A 15,705-nucleotide genomic window follows, 5' to 3' on the forward strand; every position below is an offset into this window, starting at 1 on the left:
GACCACCATGACGAAGAAGGCGACGACCGCGGTCGTCATCGGCGGCGGCGTGGCCGGGCCGGTCACCGCCGCGGCCCTGGCCAAGGCCGGGATCGAGGCCACCGTGTACGAGGCGTACCCCGGGCGGCCCGAAGGGGTCGGCGGGACGCTCGCGCTGGCCGCGAACGGCAAGCGGGCCTTGGGCGTCCTCGGCGCCGACGAGGCCATCGCCGAGATCGGCGATCCGGTCTCGGCCCAGGACCTCACCGTCCGGAACCGGCGCTTCTCCGTGCCGCAGCTCCCCGACGTCGGGCCGATGTGGACGGTCCACCGGGCGGACCTGCACCGGGTGCTCCACGAGCGGGCCGAGGCCATGGGCGTGCGGTTCGCGTTCGGGAAGCGCCTGGAGTCGATCCGCGAGGACGGGGACGGCGCGACCGCCGTGTTCAGCGACGGGAGCGAGGCGGGGGCCGACGTCGTCGTGGGCGCCGACGGCCTGTACTCGACCGTGCGGAGCCTCATCGACCCCGCGAACCCCGGCCCGAGGTACACGGGGATGCTCTCGTTCGAGGCGGTCTCCGACCACGAGGTGCCGGTGGGCCCCGAGGTCATGAACTTCGCGTTCGGCAGGCGCGGGTACTACCTGTACTGGCGCCTGGCGCAGGGCGGCACCCGGTGGGGCGTCAACCTGCCGCACCCGGACCCCATGTCGATCAAGGAGGTCCGCGCGAGGGCGAACGAGGCGTGGCTGGCGCGGCTGCTGGAGCTGTACGGGGACGACGACCCCGGGGCCGAGCTGCTGCGCCGCACCCCGCCGGAGCGGCTCCTCGGGCACGGCTCGCTGTGGATCATGCCGAGCGTGCCGGTGTGGCACCGCGGGCGCGCGGTCCTGGTGGGCGACAGCGTCCACGCGCCGTCGAACAGCTCCGGGCAGGGTGCCTCGCTCGCCGTCGAGAGCGGCATCGAGCTGGCGCGGTGCCTGCGGGACCTCCCGGTGCCCGAGGCGTTCGCCGCGTACGTGCGGCTGCGGCGCGCCCGCGTCGAGGGCATCGCCGCGAACGCCGCGAAGATCAACCGCGCGAAGGCCCCCGGCCCGTTCGCGCAGGCCGTCATGCCGCTCCTCATGCCGCTCGTGCTCAAGACCGCGATGGACCCGGAGAAGACCCTCGGTCCGATCCAGCGCCACCGCCTCGACTGGGACGCCAGGGTCGCGGCAGGGGTATAAACGGTTCCATCCACGACGAACCGGGAGTCCCCATGACCGATCTTCACGTCGTCCTCGGCGCGACCGGCGCCATCGGCGGCGCCGTCGCCGACGAGCTGCGGGCCCGCGGCCACCGCGTGCGGGCCGTGAGCCGCGGCGGCGCCGGCCCCGACGGGCTCGCCGCCGACGTCACCACCCCCGACGGCGCGGCCGCCGCGTGCGAGGGCGCCGCCGTCGTCTACCAGTGCGCGCAGCCGCCGTACGCGCGGTGGGCCGCGGAGTTCCCCGGGTTCACCGACGCGGTCCTCAGCGCCGTCGAGCGGGCCGGGTCCCGCCTCGTCATGGCCGACAACCTGTACATGTACGGACCCGTCAAGGGCCCCATGGGAGAAGACCTCCCGTACGCGGCCGCCAACCCGAAGGGCCGGGCCCGCGCGAAGGTCGCGGAGATGATCCTCGCCGCCCACCGCGAGGGCCGCGTGCGCGCCAGCCTCGGCCGCGCCTCCGACTACTTCGGACCCCGCGGGGTCAACACCATCCTCGGGCCGACGATCTTCGCCGCCGCCGCGGCCGGGAAGACGGCCCGCTGGATCGGCGACCCCGACGTGCTCCACACCGTCTCCTACCTGCCCGACATCGCCGCCGGGCTCGTCACCCTCGGCGAGCGCCCCGAGGCCGACGGGCAGGCGTGGCACCTGCCGGTCCTCGCCGCGCCCACCGGGACGGAGTTCCTGGACATGGTGTGGGACGCCGCGGGCGGCCGGGCGCGCAACGCCGCGCTGCGCCGCGGCATGCAGCGGGTCCTCGGCCTGGTCAACCCGGTCGTCAAGGAGCTCGGCGAGACCTGGTACCAGCGCGACCGCGACTGGGTCGTGGACGACACCGCGTTCCGGGCCGCGTTCGGCGACCCGCCCCTGACCCCGCACGAGGAGGCCGTGGCCGCGACCCTCAAGTGGTTCCGCGCCCAGGCCTGATTCCGCGAAAAGGGAGAAACCGGGCACCGGGGCTTCGTACACTGCGCACATTTCCGTCTTCAATGGAGGGCACCATGACGCAGGAATACGGACAGGCCGGCGCACCGGCGCGGGCGCCCCGGGAGATGAACGGGCTCGCGATCGCGGCGTTCGTCCTCGCGATCGTCGGCTGGTGCAGCCCGATCGGCATCCTCGGGCTGATCTTCGGCTACGTCGCCAAGGGCCAGATCACGCGCCGCAACAACTCCGGCGAGGGGCTCGCGAAGGCCGCGATCATCCTCGGGTGGATCTCGATCATCGCGTTCATCCTGCTCATCGTCATCGGCATCGCCGGAGGCATCTTCGCGAACTGGGACGAGTGGCGCCAGGACTGGAACGAGCACTACAACTAGGAGTCCCGGGCGGGGCCGCGGCCCCGCCCGATTTCCCCGATCCCCCGCCGCCGCCGCGGCGTTCGCCTACGCTTCGGGGCCATGGCATCGAACAGGACGAAAAGGACAGTGCTCGCCTTCGCGGCGGGCACTGTCGCTGCGGCGGCCGTGCTCGCCGCGGCCCCGGCCCAGGCCGCCCCGCAGTACCGGGCCGACCAGATCGCGCGCGTCTCCCCGGTCGCCGTCGCCGTCCAGGCGGGCGTCCGGCAGCAGATCGCCCACGACGACGCCGCGTTCATCAAGGTCCACTTCGAGGACGTCGTCCTCGGCGAGCGCGACACCATCACCGTCGAGCGCCCCGACGGCGGCGAGTCCCGCCGCTACGGCCCGGCCGACGTCCGCGACGGCGGCCTGTGGGCGCTCTCGGTCGAAGGGGACGCCGCCGAAGTCGTGCTCGACGACCGGCCCGACGGGACGACCGCCGCGGCGCGCGTCGCCGAGTACTCGCGGGGCCTGACCGACGCGGAGCTGGACACGCGGCCCGTCGCCGACGAGCCGTCCCCCGAGAGCGTCTGCGGGCGCGACGACTCCCGCAGCGCGCCCTGCTACAAGGACTCCGAGCCGCTCATGTACGACGCGGCGCAGTCCGTCGCCCGGCTCATCATCGGCGGCGAGGCGTACTGCACCGGCTGGAAGGCCGGGTACAACCGCTTCCTCACCAACAACCACTGCTTCAGCACCGACGCGCAGGCCCGGGGCACCGAGGTCCAGTTCGGCTTCGAGTGCGTCGCGTGCGGCGACCGCGAGACGCACGACCCGATCAAGGTGAGCGGCGCGAGCGTCCTCGCCACCGACTACACGCTGGACTTCACGCTGTTCACCGTGGACGACCCCGAGGCGCTCGCCGACCTCCCGGCCCTGCCGATCGCGACCGGCGGCGCGCAGGCGAACGAGAAGGTCTTCATCCCCGGCCACCCGGCCGGGAAGCCGCGCCGCATCGCCGCCGACAGCTCCTCGGAGCCGCAGGGCTCGCGCTGCCAGGTCCTCGACCCGTCGGTGCACGGCCGCGGCTGGAACACCGACCTCGACTACCTGTGCGACACCGAGGGCGGGTCCTCCGGCTCGCCCGTGATCGACCGGTCCACGGGGAAGGTGATCGGCCTGCACCACCTGGGCGGGTGCCCGAACCAGGCGGTCCGCATGGACCGCGTGTACCCGTACATCCGGGCGCACCTGGACGACGACTACTGACGGACGTTTCGCGGACGCGGGCGGCGGGGCACTCCCCCGGCCGCCCGTTCCGTTTCCCGGCGCCGCACGTTTGCGCTGGTTATGGTGATGATCAGTCGATGTGGAGGTTCCCGTGAGCGAGACGCCGACCGAAGAGCCCGCGGCCGCGGCCGCGGATGAGGACGCCGGGGGCGGCGTGCGGCGCGGGGTGTGGGGCGCGGTCCGGTGGGTCGTGGCGATGCTCGCGTGCGTGCTCGCCGTCGTCGCCGTGACCGGCGCGGTCGCCGCCTACTACGCGCGGCTGGAGCTGCTGACGACCGACCGGTTCGTGGAGCGCACCGACGTCATCGCCGAGGACGAGCAGGTCCAGGCCGCCATCGCCACGATGGTCACGAACGAGATCGCGAACGCCATCGACGTTGATTCGATCACGCAGCAGGCGTCGGGCTGGGTCGGCGTCGAGAACCCGCCCGCGTACGTCAAGGACCTCATCGCCTCCGCCGCCGAGAGCCTGCGCGCCTACATCGAGACCGAGGTCAACGAGTTCGTGGCGAGCCCGGCGTTCCTGAAGGTGTGGGACGCGGCCGTGACCGAGGCGCACTCCTCGCTCGTGTCGGCCCTCGAAGGGGACAACACCGGTTCGCTTGTGGCCGAAGGGAACACGCTGACGCTGGACCTGGGGAAGGTCGTGGAGGTCGTCAAGGAGCGCCTGGCGGAGAACGACTTCGCCTATGCCGCCGACATCCCCGCCATCGACGCGCAGTACGTCCTCGTCGACTCCGACCAGGTGCCCGAGCTCCAGGAGCGCACCGACCAGCTCAAGTGGGCCGCCACGTGGCTGCCGTGGATCGCGCTGGCGCTCTTGGTGGTCGCGGTGCTCGTGGCGCCGCGCCGGTGGGTGGCGGCGCTCGTGGTGGGCCTGCTCGCCGCGGTCCTCGCGGGGACGGCGCTGTTCGCGCTCTCGAAGGTGCGCGAGGAGTTCGTGAAGCAGGCCGGGGACGCCTCGTTCGCGCCGCTCACATACGACGCGTTCACCTCGGGCCTCAAGGGGTCCTACCTGGTGATGCTCATCGCGGCGATCGTCGTCGTGGTGGCCGCGGTCGGGGCGATGGTCCTGCGCCGCGAACGGGCGCAAGCGGAAACGGCCTAACGGGGCGAGGTCGCGGCCGCGCCTGGCGGCCGCGCCGACCGCGCGCTTGACGGTGTCGTCCACGGCCGCCGCGTTGAGGACGTCCAGTGCGGCGGCGGTGGTCCCGCCGGGCGTGGTGATGTCGTCCAGCAGCTCGGCCGCGGGCCGGTCGCTCGACTGCAAGTGCAGGCACGCGCCCAGGAGCATCTGGTCGACCATGACGCGCGCGGCGTGCGGGTCCATGCCGCCCTCGACGGCCGCGGTGGTCATCGCGTCGGCGAGGTAGAACAGGAACGCCGGGCCCGAGCCGCCCACGGCGGTGATCAGGTCCATCATCGGCTCCTCGACCGTGACGGTGACGCCGACGCGGTCGAACAGGTCCTCGATCTCGGTCAGGTCGGTGCCGTCGGCGGCGGTCAGCGCGGTCGCGGCCTCGCGGGCGCGGGCGGCGATGTTCGTCATGGCGCGCACGGCGGTCACGCCCTCGGGGAGGTGCCGGGCCATGGTCCGCAGCGGGACGCCCGCGGCGAGGGACACGACGACCGCGTCCCCTTCGAGGGCCGGGGCGATCTCGTCCAGGACGCCCTCGACGGCCCCGGGGCGGACGGCCAGGAGCACCACGTCGGCTTCGGCGACGGCGCTCGCGTTGTCGGTGCCGACCTCGACACCGTACGCGTCGGCGAGCACCGCGGCCCGCTCGGCGGGCAGCGCGGTCGCCCAGATCTGCGCGGGCGGCATCCCCGATTCGAGCAGGCCGATGAGCACGGCCTCCCCGAGATGGCCGACGCCCAGTATCGCAATGTCCATGACGCACCTCCTCCCAGAGCCGCAATGTAACGGGCCCGCCCCACCGCGCTCAGCGTTTCGGACGAATCAGGCCGAACGGAGCGCTTCCGCCATCGCCGTCAGCCACCGGTCGGTGGCGCGGGCCTGGATCGCGCGGGCCGCGGGCGCCGCGAGGCGGCTGGCGAGCGTCCCGGGCACCGAGAACGAGCGGACCGTGAACCGCGTGCGGTCTCCCTCCGCTTCGAGCACGAACGCGGCCTCGCCGCGCTCGGGGTGGCCCGGGAGCGAACCGTGCCCGAAGCCGGTGAACGCCGGCGACTCCTCGGCCCACACCACCCGGCACGGGATCTTCAGGACCCCGGCGAAGCGGAGCGCGACCTCGACGCCGACGGCCGCGCGCGGCCCGGTCGCCTCCGGGTGCAGGCCGCAGCGCTCGTGCAGGCCCCAGGTCATGAGGATCTCGGCGGGCTCCGCGAGCGGCGCGTCCAGGACGGCCGTGCGTTCGAGGTGGCGGTAGCCGGGCGGCATCGGGCCGGCGCGGGTGGCGCCCACCTCGGGGTAGTTCAGTTCCATCGGGGCTCCGATCGGGGGTTGGGGGCCTCGAACAGCACGTGGTCGCGCAGGCGGCCCGTCGCCAGCGAGTAGCAGGGGGTGATGCCCAGTCGGCGGAAGCCGTTGCGGGCCAATACCTTCTGCGAGGCCAGATTGTCGGGAAGCGTCTCGGCGCGGACCTGGTCGAGCCCGAGCTCCTCGAACGCGATCGTCTTCGCGAGCCGCACGGCCTCCGTGGCGATCCCCCGCCCCGTCTCGGCCGCGGCCACCCAGTACCCCACCGAGCACGTGCGGATGTACGGCCCTTGCACGATCGTGTTGAGCAGCAGCCCGCCGACGGGCCGCCCCCGGTCGAGGATCACATACGACCGCCCGGTCCCCGCCGCCGTCCGCGCCAGCGCCGCCTCGATCGCGTCCCGCACCCCCGCCAGCGTGTACGACGCATCGTCCTCATCGGGCTCCCACCGCGACAACAACCCCCGACTCGCCGTCCGCAACGCGGCCACCACCTCCGCGTCCTCCGGCGCAATGGGCCTCAGACTGATCGCAGGCGCAGCAGGCGGCCGTCCCAGCATGATCCCCCTCCCGCACAGACCCCGACCGCCCGAGCCTAACCCCCCACCCAAAACCCGGCGCGACCTTCGGATGGGGTGGGGCGACTTCGGTATGGGATCGGGGGTGGAGCGTTGGAGGGGGCGGGTGGGGCGGATAGGTTCGGGCGATGGCGAGGGAGCGGCGCGGGGCGCGGGGGTGGGCGGCGGATACGGCGCTGTTCGCGGTGGGGGTGCTGGCGTGGCTGTACATCAGCGGGGACCGGGTGCGGCTGGGGGTGCCGTCGCCGGCGTGGCTGTTCGAGGCGGACCAGGTGGCGGGGATCGCGGGGCTGGGGCTGCTGTGGCTGCGGCGGCGGTGGCCGGTGCAGGCGGGGCTCGCGGCGGCGGCGCTGTCGACGTTCTCGGAGACGATCGCGTTCCCGCTGCTGGTCCTGCTGTTCGCGGTGGTGGTGCGGCGGCCGCTGAAGACGGCGGTGTGGGTCTTCGGGGCGGCGTTCGCGGGCTCGGCGGTGTACGCGCTGGTGCGCCCGCAGGAGCTCGGGATCGTCGGGAACCTGGTGTTCGCGGCGGCCCTGTACGGGGGCGTCGCGGGCTGGGGCATGGTCACGCGGTACCGGCGGGCGCTGCGGGCGCGGGCGGCCGAGCAGGAGCGGGACGAGCGCGAGCGGGCCCGCCAGCGGGCGCGGGAGGAGCTGGCGCGGGAGCTGCACGACCTGCTGGGGCACCGGTTGTCGCTGCTGAGCCTGCACGCGGGGGCGATGGAGTACCGCTCGGACCTCTCCCCCGACGAGCTCAAGGGCGCGGCGGGCGTGGTGCGGGAGCAGTCGCACCTGGCGATGCGGGACCTGCGGGAGGTGATCGCGGTGCTGCGCGCGCCCATCGGGGAGCTGCCGCAGCCGTCGATGGCGGACCTGCGGGCGCTCGTGGAGGAGGCGCGGCCGGGCTCGCGGATCGCGTTCTCGTCCACCGCGGAGGGCGAGGCGCCGGAGCGGTCGGGGCGGACGGCGTACCGGGTGGTGCAGGAGGCGCTGACGAACGCGCGCAAGCACGCCGAGGGCGCGGCGGTCGAAGTCGCGGTCTCGGGCGGGCCCGGCGAGGGGCTGGAGGTCGCGGTGGTGAACGGGCCGGGGCGCGACACCGGGCCGGGCTCGGGGCACGGGCTCATCGGGCTGGAGGAGCGGATCGCTCTGGCGGGCGGGCGGCTGGAGTACGGGCCGGTCGGCGAAGGCGGATGGAAGGTGCGGGCGTGGCTACCCTGGACGGCATGAGCGAGCGCGTGAAGGTCCTGGTCGTTGACGACGATCCGCTGGTGCGGGCCGGGCTGCGGCTGATCCTCGGCGGGGCCGGGGACGTCGAGGTCGTCGGCGAGGCCGGGTCGGGCGCGGGGGTCCCGGGCCTGGTGGCCGAGGTGCGGCCGGACGTGGTGCTCATGGACCTGCACATGCCCGGGGTGGACGGGCTGGCGGCGACGGAGCGGCTGCGGGCCGTCCCGGGCGCGCCGGAGGTCCTGGTGCTCACGGCGTTCGAGGCGGACGGGCACGTGCGGCGGGCGCTGCGCGCGGGCGCGGGCGGGTTCCTGCTCAAGGACACGCCGCCCGCCGAGATCGTCGCGGCCGTGCGGAAGGTGGCGGCCGGGGAGCCGGTCCTGTCGCCGGAGGTGACGCGGCGGCTCATCGGGCTGGCGGTCGGCGGCGGCGCCGGCGACCGGCGGGGCCCGGCGCGCGAGCGGCTGCGGGCGTTGAACAACCGCGAGGCCGAGGTGGCCGCGGAGGTGGGCCGGGGCCGGTCGAACGCGGAGATCGCGGCGGCCCTGCACCTGAGCGTGCCGACGGTGAAGACGCACGTGTCGGCGGCGCTCGCGAAGCTGGGGCTGAACAACCGGGTGCAGCTCGCGCTGCTGGTCAGCGATGCCGGGCTGGTGGACTGAGTCCGCTTCTTCCAACCGTTGGAAAATCGCTTCCGGTTCGTGATGGACGGGGCGTAGGGTGCCTGTCGTTGCCTCGACGCAGCCGCAGCACACCTTGAAAGGCGCAGCCGCATGGCACGCTTCACTCCCCCGCGCGACCCCGGCGGGCCGCTCGCGCACCCCAACGACGCCGCCGCCGTCATCGGGTGGCTCTTCAAGTCCCAGTGGCGCACCCTCCTGACGAGCACGCTCGTGTCGTTCGCGTTCCTGGGCTGCCAGCAGTTCGTGCCGTACGTGGTCGGCCGGGCCATCGACGACGGGCTCGTCGGCGGCGACCGGGAGGCCCTGTACTGGTGGTCGGGCGCGCTCGCGGTGTGCATCGGGATCGCGACGGCCACGGGCGTCGCGAGCTTCGTGTACATGATGTACAACCAGATGGACTCGGACTTCCGGGTGCAGCGGCGCCTGGTGGACACCGTCGTCGCGGTCGGCTCGCGGCTGCGGGCCCGGGCGGACGCGGGCGAGCTGGTGGCGATCTCCGCGGCCGACTCGCACGCGCTCGCGGCGCTGTCGATGATGTTCGGGCGCCTCGCGTCCGCGCTGCTGGCGTTCGCCCTCGCGCTCACGATCCTGGCGGGCATGTCGTGGTGGTTCGTGCTCGCGGTGGGCGTGGGCGTCCCGGCGATGTTCGCGTCGCTGCGGCCGCTGTTCTTCCGGCTCGAAGCGCGCGGGCGCGAGCTGCGGTCGCGCATCGGCGAGCAGACCGGGATCGGCACCGACGCCGTCGCGGGCCTGCGGGTCCTGCGCGGCATCGGCGGCGAGGCGCACTTCGCCGGCCGCTACCGGGCGGCCTCGCGCGCGTCGATGGAGGCGGGCATCGCGGTGCGCCGGACCGCGGCGCTCCTGGAGCTGGCGCGGCTCGCGCTGCCGGGGACGCTGCTGGTGGCCGTGCTGTGGCTGGGCGCGGTCCTGACGCTGGAGGGGACGGTCACGGCCGGGGAGTTCGCGGCCCTGTTCGGGTACCTCATCGCCCTGACCAGGCCGCTGGGGTACACGATCCAGGGCGTGGACGCGTTCACGAAGGCCGTGGTGGCCTCGTCGCGGTTCCGGCGGCTCCAGGACGAGCACCCCGAGCCGTCCGAGGGGAGCGGCGTCCCCTGGCCCGCGGGCGCGGCGCTGGAGGACCCGGTCAGCGGGGCGCGGATCGAACCGGGCCTGACCACCGGGATCGCGACCGCCGACGGGCTCGGCGCGACCGGGGTCCTCGACCGGCTCGGCGGGTACGGCGACGAGCCCGCGCTCATCGGCGCGGTCCCCCTGGCGGCCTTCGACACCGCGGAGGTCCGCGCCCGCGTCCACCTCATGGAGGCGCGCGCCCAGCTCTTCAGCGGGCCGCTGCGCGACCAGCTCGACGTCGACGGGAAGCGCACCGACGCCGACATCATGCGGGCCCTGCACACCGCCTCGGCGGTGGACATCGTCGGCGTGGACCCCTCGCTCCTGGAGCGCGACGAGGTCCCCGCCGCCGGGTACGACCTGGGCACCGTCGCGGGCGAGCGGGGCCGGAACTTCTCCGGCGGCGAGCGCCAGCGCCTCATCCTCGCGCGGGCGCTCCTGGCCGACCCGGAGATCCTCATCCTCGACGACCCCGCCAGCGCGTGCGACGCCCAGACCGAGGCGCGAATCGCCGAACGCCTCGCGAGGCACAGGAAAGGACGGACGACGGTGATCGTCACGAACGCGCCGCAGCTGCTGGCGGTGTGCGACCGGGTCGTGTTCCTCCGGGAAGGGCGCGGCACCGGAGCGGACGCGGCCTCGGGGACGCACGCCGATCTCCTTGAGCGCGAGGACTACCGGGCGGCGGTCGCCCGGTGAGCGCGCTGCCGATCGCCTCCCCGGCCGAGACCCGCGCGTACCTGCGGCTCCTCATCGGGCGCCACCGCGCCCGCTTCCTCCTCGTCACCGCCCTCATCGTCACGGCGGCCCTGGCGGGGATGGCCACGCCCTACACCGTGGGCGCGATGACCGACGCGTTCGCCGCGTGGGCGCGCGGCGGCGGCGGGGACCCCGGCGCGGACCTGGTGTGGCAGATCCCGCTGATCCTCGTCTCGGTGCTGGCGCAGGCGGTCCTGACGTGGGCGTCGTACCGGAACCTCGCGGTCCTGTCGGAGCGGATCGTCGCCGACGTGCGCGAGGAGTTCATGGAGCGCACGCTCGCGCTCCCGCCCGCGCAGGTCGAGGCCGCCGGGACCGGGGAGCTGCTGTCGCGCACGAGCCTGGACGTGGGGCAGGTGCAGCACTCGCTGGTGCAGGCCGCGCCGCAGTTCTTCACCGGGTTCGTGACGGTGGCCGTGTACGTCGCGGGCGCGTTCGCCGTCTCGCCGGTGCTCGGGGCCGCGATCCTGGTCGCGGTGCCGCCCATCGTGATCGTGATGCGCTGGTACTTCAGGCGGGCGTTCCGGATCTTCCACGCCGTGCAGGCCGCACGCGCGGACCTGACGTCGGCGGTGGCCGAGACCATCGACGGCGTCAAGACCGTGGAGGCGCTCGGCTGGCAGCGGCGGCGCATCGCGCACACCGACCGGGCCATCGACCGGCTGCTCGACGCCCAGTTCGACTCGATGCGCCTGCGCGGCAAGCTGTTCCCGGTGCTCGACTTCTCGGCGTTCCTGCCGTGCCTGACGACGCTGCTCCTGGGCGGCATCCTGACCGCGAACGGGCAGTTGACGATCGCGCAGACCACGACGGTGGTGCTCGTCATGCAGATGGCGGTGGCGCCGTCGATCGAGATGATCCTGTCGCTGGAGTGGGTCCAGAACGGCAGCATCTCGCTCGCGCGGCTCATCGGGGTGCGCGGGGAGCGGGCGGCGGGCGGGACGGCCGAGCCGGAGCGGGACTCGGACGAGATCGTGGAGCTCAAGGGCGTCACGTTCGGGTACGACCCGCAGAAGCCGGTGCTCACCGGCGTGGACCTGGCGCTGCGGCGCGGCGAGCGGCTCGCGCTCGTGGGCCCGACCGGCGCCGGGAAGTCCACGCTGGCGCGGATCATGGCGGGCATCCACCGGCCCGACCGGGGGGCCGTGCGCATCGGCGGGGCCGAGGCCGACGGGATCGGCGAGGCGGCCCTGCGGCGCTTCGTCATCCTCGCGACGCAGGAGTACCACCTGTTCAACGACACGCTCGCGTCGAACCTGCGCCTCGGCGCGCCCGGCGCGAGCGACGACCAGCTGCGGGAGGCCCTCACGGTCGTCGGCGCGGGCGGCCTGCCGGGGCGGCTCGCCGAGGGCCTGGACACGAAGGTCGGCGGGCGCGACCACGCGCTCACCCCCGCCGAGGTGCAGCAGGTGGCGCTCGCGCGGGTGATCCTCGCGGCCCCGGAGGTGATCGTCCTCGACGAGGCCACCTCGATGCTCAGCCCCAACGCGGCCAGCGACATCGAGCAGGGTCTCAACCGGATCTTGAAGGGCCGCACGGTGGTGAGCATCGCGCACCGGCTCAACACCGCGCACGACGCCGACCGCGTCGCGGTCGTGGAGCGGGGCCGGATCACCGAGCTGGGCTCGCACGACGAGCTCATCGCCGCGGGCGGGTCCTATGCGGCGCTGTGGCGGCGCTGGCACGGCTGAGGACGGGCGAGGGCCGAGGCCACGGGTGGGTCACGGGGCGCACACTGGCAGACTGCTGGCACCGACGATTCTCGACATGACGGAAGCCCCATGACCGACACTGACGCACTGCGCAAGCGCCTCAACGAGATCCGATGGCAGCTCCGGGGCGAGGCCCGCCTCGCCGCCCTGGAGGAGCACCTGGCGGCCGTCGAGGCCGACGGGGACCGGCCGCTGCTGAACGCCGTCCTCGCGGCCCTGGTCGACTGCTACGAGTACTCGACCGACTCGACGCGGCTCCTCGTCCCCTACGCGCGCCTCCTCCACAACCTCGACACCGAGCCCGAGCACTTCGACGCCTCGCTGCTGCGCTCGGTGTACTGGCAGTTCAAGTGGATCGTGTACAAGCTGCGCGACCACCCCGACGTGCCGCTGGCGTCCGTGGAGGACGCCCTCGTGCAGTTCCGCACCCGCTACGCCGAGGCCGGGCACTCGCTGCACCCGTACTACGAGGCCGAGCACTGGGTGGCCTACCACCTCGGCGACGACGAGCGGGCCGCCCGCGCCGCCGCGCTCGTCGACGCCACCGAGCCCGACGACATGAGCGACTGCGAAGCGTGCCGCGTCAACGACATCGGCGACATGGCCGCGTGCGCCGGGGACGACGAGGGCGCCGTGGCCGCCTGGGCGCCGCTCCTGGAAGGCGGCCTGCACTGCGCCCACGAGCCGCACAACACGCTCGCCGACTCGCTGCTGCCGCTCGCGCGCCTCGGCCGCCTCGACGCCGCCCGCGCCAACCACCACCACGGGTACCGCATCAGCCGCGACAAGGACGACATGCTCGGGTTCATCGCCCGGCACCTGCGGTTCTGCGCGCTCACCGGCAACGAGGCCCGCGGCGTCGAGATCCTCGCGGCCGACCGCCGCGCCTTCGCGCTGCCGCTGGAGCCGTCCGTGCGCCTCCAGTGGCTCGAAGGCGTCCAGTGCCTCGCCGGGGCCCTGCGCGCCCGCGGGATGGGCGACACGCCGCTGGCCGGGCCCGAGGACCGCGACTGGACCGCCGACGACCTGCACGCGTGGGCCGACGCCGAGCGGCGCGCGATGTGCGCCCGCTACGACCGGCGCAACGGCTCCACCGTCCACTCCGACCGGTCCCAGGCCCGTGTGGAGCCGGCCGAGCCGTACCCGCACGTGCCGCTGGGCCTCAAGGCGCTCCCGCAGGTCGTCCCGGCCGTCGCCCCCGAGGCCGCCGAAGAGTCGTCCCTTGAGGACGCCCTCGTGCGGGCCAGGCGGGCCGTCGCCGACGCCGAGGAGGACCGCCAGGACCGGTGGCTCGCCGTCGCCCGGATCGCCGAAGCCCAAGGCGCGCAGCTCGAAGCGGCCGACGAGGCCGAGGTGCTCCTCGCGAAGGCCGACCCCGACGGGGCCCTCGAAGCGGCCCAGGACCTCGCCGCACTCGCGGCGGCCCTGTTCGCCGAGGCCGGGATGCCCGGCCGGGCGCTCCTGTGCCGCATCGCGAAAGCGGGCTGGGCGCTCCGGTCCGAACCCGCCGCGTTCCGCGAGGCCGCCCCCGGGTTCCTCGCCGAGGCGGCCGCCATCGCCGACGCCGATCCCGCCGGCGCCTCCTACGTCGACGCCTCCCGCGCGCGCAGCCAGGTCCTCATGGCGCTGCTCCAGGCCGGGCTCATGCTCGGCGAGCGGCCCGGACCGGACCTCGCCGCCGCGTTCGAAGAGGCGGACACCGACCTCGCGTCGCTGGCCCCGGACCGGCGCGCGCTCCTCTCGCGCGCCCAGCTCGCCCGGATGCTCCCCGAGTTCGAGACCGAGCCCGAGGGCCGCATCGAGTCGCTGCGCCGGGCGTTCGAGCTTGCCTGCGCCAACGGGTTCCGCTTCGAGACGTTCATCGGCGCGTTCCAGTACAGCGCCATGCTCAACCAGGCCGGGCGCCTCGACGAGGCGTTCGCGGTCGCCGAGACCGGCCTCGCCGCCGTCAAGCACGACGACCCGCCGTTCCCCGTGGCCGCGCTCAACCTCACCGCCACCGAGTGCGCGATCAACCTCGGCGACGCGCGCACCGCCGAGCACTACGCCGTGCAGGCCGCCCACTGGTACGACCGCGCGGGCGAGACCGGCTGCGCGGGCGTGGCCAGGCACCTCCTCGGCAAGGCCCTCGCGATGCAGGAGCGCGGCGAGGAGGCCGTGGTCATCCTCGAAGCGGCCCTTGCGGACCTGCCGGAGATGCACGAGGACGAGCACTGGCGCCTGCTGGACGCCCGGCGCCTCCTCGCCGAGAGCAGCCAGCGCACCGTCGACGCCCAGGCCGGGCTCACGCACATCCTGGAGGCCCTGCGCCTCATGGACGGGGGGCTCGCGCACCCCAGCCCCGTGTTCTACGCCCAGTCGGCGCACCTCGCAGGGGAGCTGCTCGAACGCACCGGCGAAGCGAAGTCCGCAGTGGACGCCTACGGGCGGTCCGCGGCAGCGTGGCGCGAGCTCGGCTCGCTCTCGGCCGCCGCCAACCCGATCCGGGCGGCCCTGTGGGCGCGCCTGCGCACCGACGACGCGGACCTGGAGGCGACCCTGTCCGAGATGGTGGCGCTCGCGGCCGAGCTCGAAGCCGACTGGCGCGACGCCGGGCACCATGAGCGGTACCGGGACTCGTGCCGCCAGGAGTACGCGAAGACGCTGCTCCAGGAGGCCCGCATGCGCGGCAACGAGGTAGAGGAGACCGACGAGCGGTGGGCCGCGCGGACTCTCGACGTCGGGACCACGGTGCTCGCCGTGGCCGAGGACGGGGAGTACCTCGTCGAGGTCGCTGTGCAGGCCGCGCACAACATGATCGCCGCCCACGAGGACCTGGGCGACCTCGCCGCCGCGCAGGCCGTGGTGGACCGCGTCCTCGCGCGCCTCAGCGACGAGCACGAGGGTCCCGCGAACTCGCTGACCGGGCACCTCGCGAACGTCAAGGAGCGCTTCGAGGAAGAGGACGGCGAGGCAGGCGAGGAGTAGCGGCGGCGCGGGCGATCCGGAGCCGGGCCGGACCCGGACCGCCCGCGCCGCCCCTGTCATTTGCGCGGGAGCGTCTCTGCGAAGGCGATGCCCCGGTCGATCCAGGCGCGCAGGTCCACGTCGGACGCGCAGATGTCGTCGCCGAGCTTGATCCAGCCGGTGACGGTGCGACCGCCCATGACCATGGGCTCGGCGCCGTCCTCGGCGAGCAGGTCCTCGTAGTCGTCCTTGGGGACGCGGACCATCGCGCCGCCCTGGCCGAGGACGGCCGCGGCCATGTTGCCGTGGACCATCCATCCGAGCCCGCCGAACATCTTCCGCTCGAACACGTACGGCCGGTTGTCGATAACGTCGCGGATGCGCTCGGCCAGCCCCTCGTCGTAAGCCATCGGGCCATGGTGCCACC

Annotated in this window: 13 protein-coding genes and 1 pseudogene; 10 read left to right on the plus strand and 4 right to left on the minus strand. The window is 74.2% G+C overall.

What is annotated here, in order from left to right:
- Nucleotides 1-7 precede the first annotated feature (7 nt).
- From ACFFXY_RS19340 to ACFFXY_RS19360, 5 genes are all read left to right on the plus strand, one after another.
- A complete protein-coding gene (locus tag ACFFXY_RS19340; protein WP_382354277.1) occupies nt 8-1,204 on the plus strand; it encodes an FAD-dependent oxidoreductase in 1,197 nt (398 codons plus the stop codon).
- 32 nt (nt 1,205-1,236) lie between these two features.
- Nucleotides 1,237-2,157 carry an NAD-dependent epimerase/dehydratase family protein gene (locus ACFFXY_RS19345; RefSeq protein WP_382354280.1) on the plus strand — a complete coding sequence of 307 codons (921 nt, stop codon included), beginning with the start codon at nt 1,237-1,239 and terminating at the stop codon, nt 2,155-2,157.
- Nucleotides 2,158-2,231: 74 nt separating this feature from the next.
- The gene (locus tag ACFFXY_RS19350) at nt 2,232-2,549 is read left to right on the plus strand and encodes a DUF4190 domain-containing protein (RefSeq protein ID WP_382354282.1); all 318 of its coding nucleotides are present in this window, start codon (nt 2,232-2,234) and stop codon (nt 2,547-2,549) included.
- An 81-nt stretch (nt 2,550-2,630) separates the two neighbouring features.
- Nucleotides 2,631-3,779 (plus strand): trypsin-like serine peptidase, encoded by a 1,149-nt coding sequence (locus ACFFXY_RS19355; RefSeq protein ID WP_382354285.1) that lies wholly within the window; start codon nt 2,631-2,633, stop codon nt 3,777-3,779.
- Nucleotides 3,780-3,891: 112 nt separating this feature from the next.
- The gene (locus ACFFXY_RS19360) at nt 3,892-4,908 is read left to right on the plus strand and encodes a hypothetical protein (RefSeq protein WP_382354288.1); all 1,017 of its coding nucleotides are present in this window, start codon (nt 3,892-3,894) and stop codon (nt 4,906-4,908) included.
- Nucleotides 4,909-4,974: 66 nt separating this feature from the next.
- Here the strand turns inward: ACFFXY_RS19360 and proC are convergent.
- From proC to ACFFXY_RS19375, 3 genes and pseudogenes are all read right to left on the minus strand, one after another.
- Nucleotides 4,975-5,694 (minus strand): annotated as a pseudogene (proC, locus tag ACFFXY_RS19365) (pyrroline-5-carboxylate reductase); the annotation flags it as partial.
- Nucleotides 5,695-5,760: 66 nt separating this feature from the next.
- A complete protein-coding gene (locus ACFFXY_RS19370; RefSeq protein ID WP_382354291.1) occupies nt 5,761-6,246 on the minus strand; it encodes a DUF1990 domain-containing protein in 486 nt (161 codons plus the stop codon).
- The gene (locus ACFFXY_RS19375) at nt 6,237-6,800 is read right to left on the minus strand and encodes a GNAT family N-acetyltransferase (protein WP_382354294.1); all 564 of its coding nucleotides are present in this window, start codon (nt 6,798-6,800) and stop codon (nt 6,237-6,239) included. Before ACFFXY_RS19375 ends, ACFFXY_RS19370 begins: the two co-directional genes overlap by 10 nt.
- Before the next feature lie 146 nt (nt 6,801-6,946).
- On the opposite strand from ACFFXY_RS19375, the gene ACFFXY_RS19380 reads away from it, so the two are divergent.
- The 5 genes from ACFFXY_RS19380 to ACFFXY_RS19400 all read left to right on the plus strand — a co-directional run bounded on the left by ACFFXY_RS19380 (nt 6,947) and on the right by ACFFXY_RS19400 (nt 15,299).
- Nucleotides 6,947-8,047: a sensor histidine kinase gene (locus ACFFXY_RS19380; protein WP_382354296.1), complete on the plus strand. Its 1,101-nt coding sequence runs from the start codon at nt 6,947-6,949 to the stop codon at nt 8,045-8,047.
- Nucleotides 8,044-8,706, plus strand: coding sequence for a response regulator transcription factor (locus tag ACFFXY_RS19385; RefSeq protein WP_382354299.1), 663 nt, complete (start codon nt 8,044-8,046; stop codon nt 8,704-8,706). Before ACFFXY_RS19380 ends, ACFFXY_RS19385 begins: the two co-directional genes overlap by 4 nt.
- A 111-nt stretch (nt 8,707-8,817) precedes the next feature.
- Nucleotides 8,818-10,560 carry an ABC transporter transmembrane domain-containing protein gene (locus ACFFXY_RS19390; RefSeq protein ID WP_382354302.1) on the plus strand — a complete coding sequence of 581 codons (1,743 nt, stop codon included), beginning with the start codon at nt 8,818-8,820 and terminating at the stop codon, nt 10,558-10,560.
- Nucleotides 10,557-12,311, plus strand: coding sequence for an ABC transporter ATP-binding protein (locus ACFFXY_RS19395; RefSeq protein WP_382354305.1), 1,755 nt, complete (start codon nt 10,557-10,559; stop codon nt 12,309-12,311). The genes ACFFXY_RS19390 and ACFFXY_RS19395 overlap by 4 nt, the downstream gene beginning before the upstream one ends.
- 90 nt (nt 12,312-12,401) lie before the next feature.
- Nucleotides 12,402-15,299, plus strand: a complete 2,898-nt coding sequence (locus tag ACFFXY_RS19400; protein ID WP_382354308.1) for a hypothetical protein — start codon at nt 12,402-12,404, stop codon at nt 15,297-15,299.
- A gap of 56 nt (nt 15,300-15,355) precedes the next feature.
- Here the strand turns inward: ACFFXY_RS19400 and ACFFXY_RS19405 are convergent, their stop codons facing one another.
- A complete protein-coding gene (locus ACFFXY_RS19405) occupies nt 15,356-15,688 on the minus strand; it encodes a TfoX/Sxy family protein (RefSeq protein ID WP_382354310.1) in 333 nt (110 codons plus the stop codon).
- Nucleotides 15,689-15,705: the final 17 nt, after the last annotated feature.

It is taken from the genome of Glycomyces mayteni (assembly GCF_042428885.1).
Classification (GTDB): domain Bacteria; phylum Actinomycetota; class Actinomycetes; order Mycobacteriales; family Micromonosporaceae; genus Glycomyces; species Glycomyces mayteni.

What these genes read in the sequence shown, in the direction of transcription:
- ACFFXY_RS19375 (WP_382354294.1), bottom strand. Translation starts at nt 6,800, where the DNA reads ATGCTGGGACGGCCGCCTGCTGCGCCTGCGATCAGTCTGAGGCCCATT.
- ACFFXY_RS19405 (WP_382354310.1), bottom strand. Translation starts at nt 15,688, where the DNA reads ATGGCTTACGACGAGGGGCTGGCCGAGCGCATCCGCGACGTTATCGAC.
- ACFFXY_RS19370 (WP_382354291.1), bottom strand. Translation starts at nt 6,246, where the DNA reads ATGGAACTGAACTACCCCGAGGTGGGCGCCACCCGCGCCGGCCCGATG.
- ACFFXY_RS19390 (WP_382354302.1), top strand. Translation starts at nt 8,818, where the DNA reads ATGGCACGCTTCACTCCCCCGCGCGACCCCGGCGGGCCGCTCGCGCAC.
- ACFFXY_RS19345 (WP_382354280.1), top strand. Translation starts at nt 1,237, where the DNA reads ATGACCGATCTTCACGTCGTCCTCGGCGCGACCGGCGCCATCGGCGGC.
- ACFFXY_RS19350 (WP_382354282.1), top strand. Translation starts at nt 2,232, where the DNA reads ATGACGCAGGAATACGGACAGGCCGGCGCACCGGCGCGGGCGCCCCGG.
- ACFFXY_RS19380 (WP_382354296.1), top strand. Translation starts at nt 6,947, where the DNA reads ATGGCGAGGGAGCGGCGCGGGGCGCGGGGGTGGGCGGCGGATACGGCG.
- ACFFXY_RS19400 (WP_382354308.1), top strand. Translation starts at nt 12,402, where the DNA reads ATGACCGACACTGACGCACTGCGCAAGCGCCTCAACGAGATCCGATGG.
- ACFFXY_RS19340 (WP_382354277.1), top strand. Translation starts at nt 8, where the DNA reads ATGACGAAGAAGGCGACGACCGCGGTCGTCATCGGCGGCGGCGTGGCC.
- ACFFXY_RS19355 (WP_382354285.1), top strand. Translation starts at nt 2,631, where the DNA reads ATGGCATCGAACAGGACGAAAAGGACAGTGCTCGCCTTCGCGGCGGGC.
- ACFFXY_RS19385 (WP_382354299.1), top strand. Translation starts at nt 8,044, where the DNA reads ATGAGCGAGCGCGTGAAGGTCCTGGTCGTTGACGACGATCCGCTGGTG.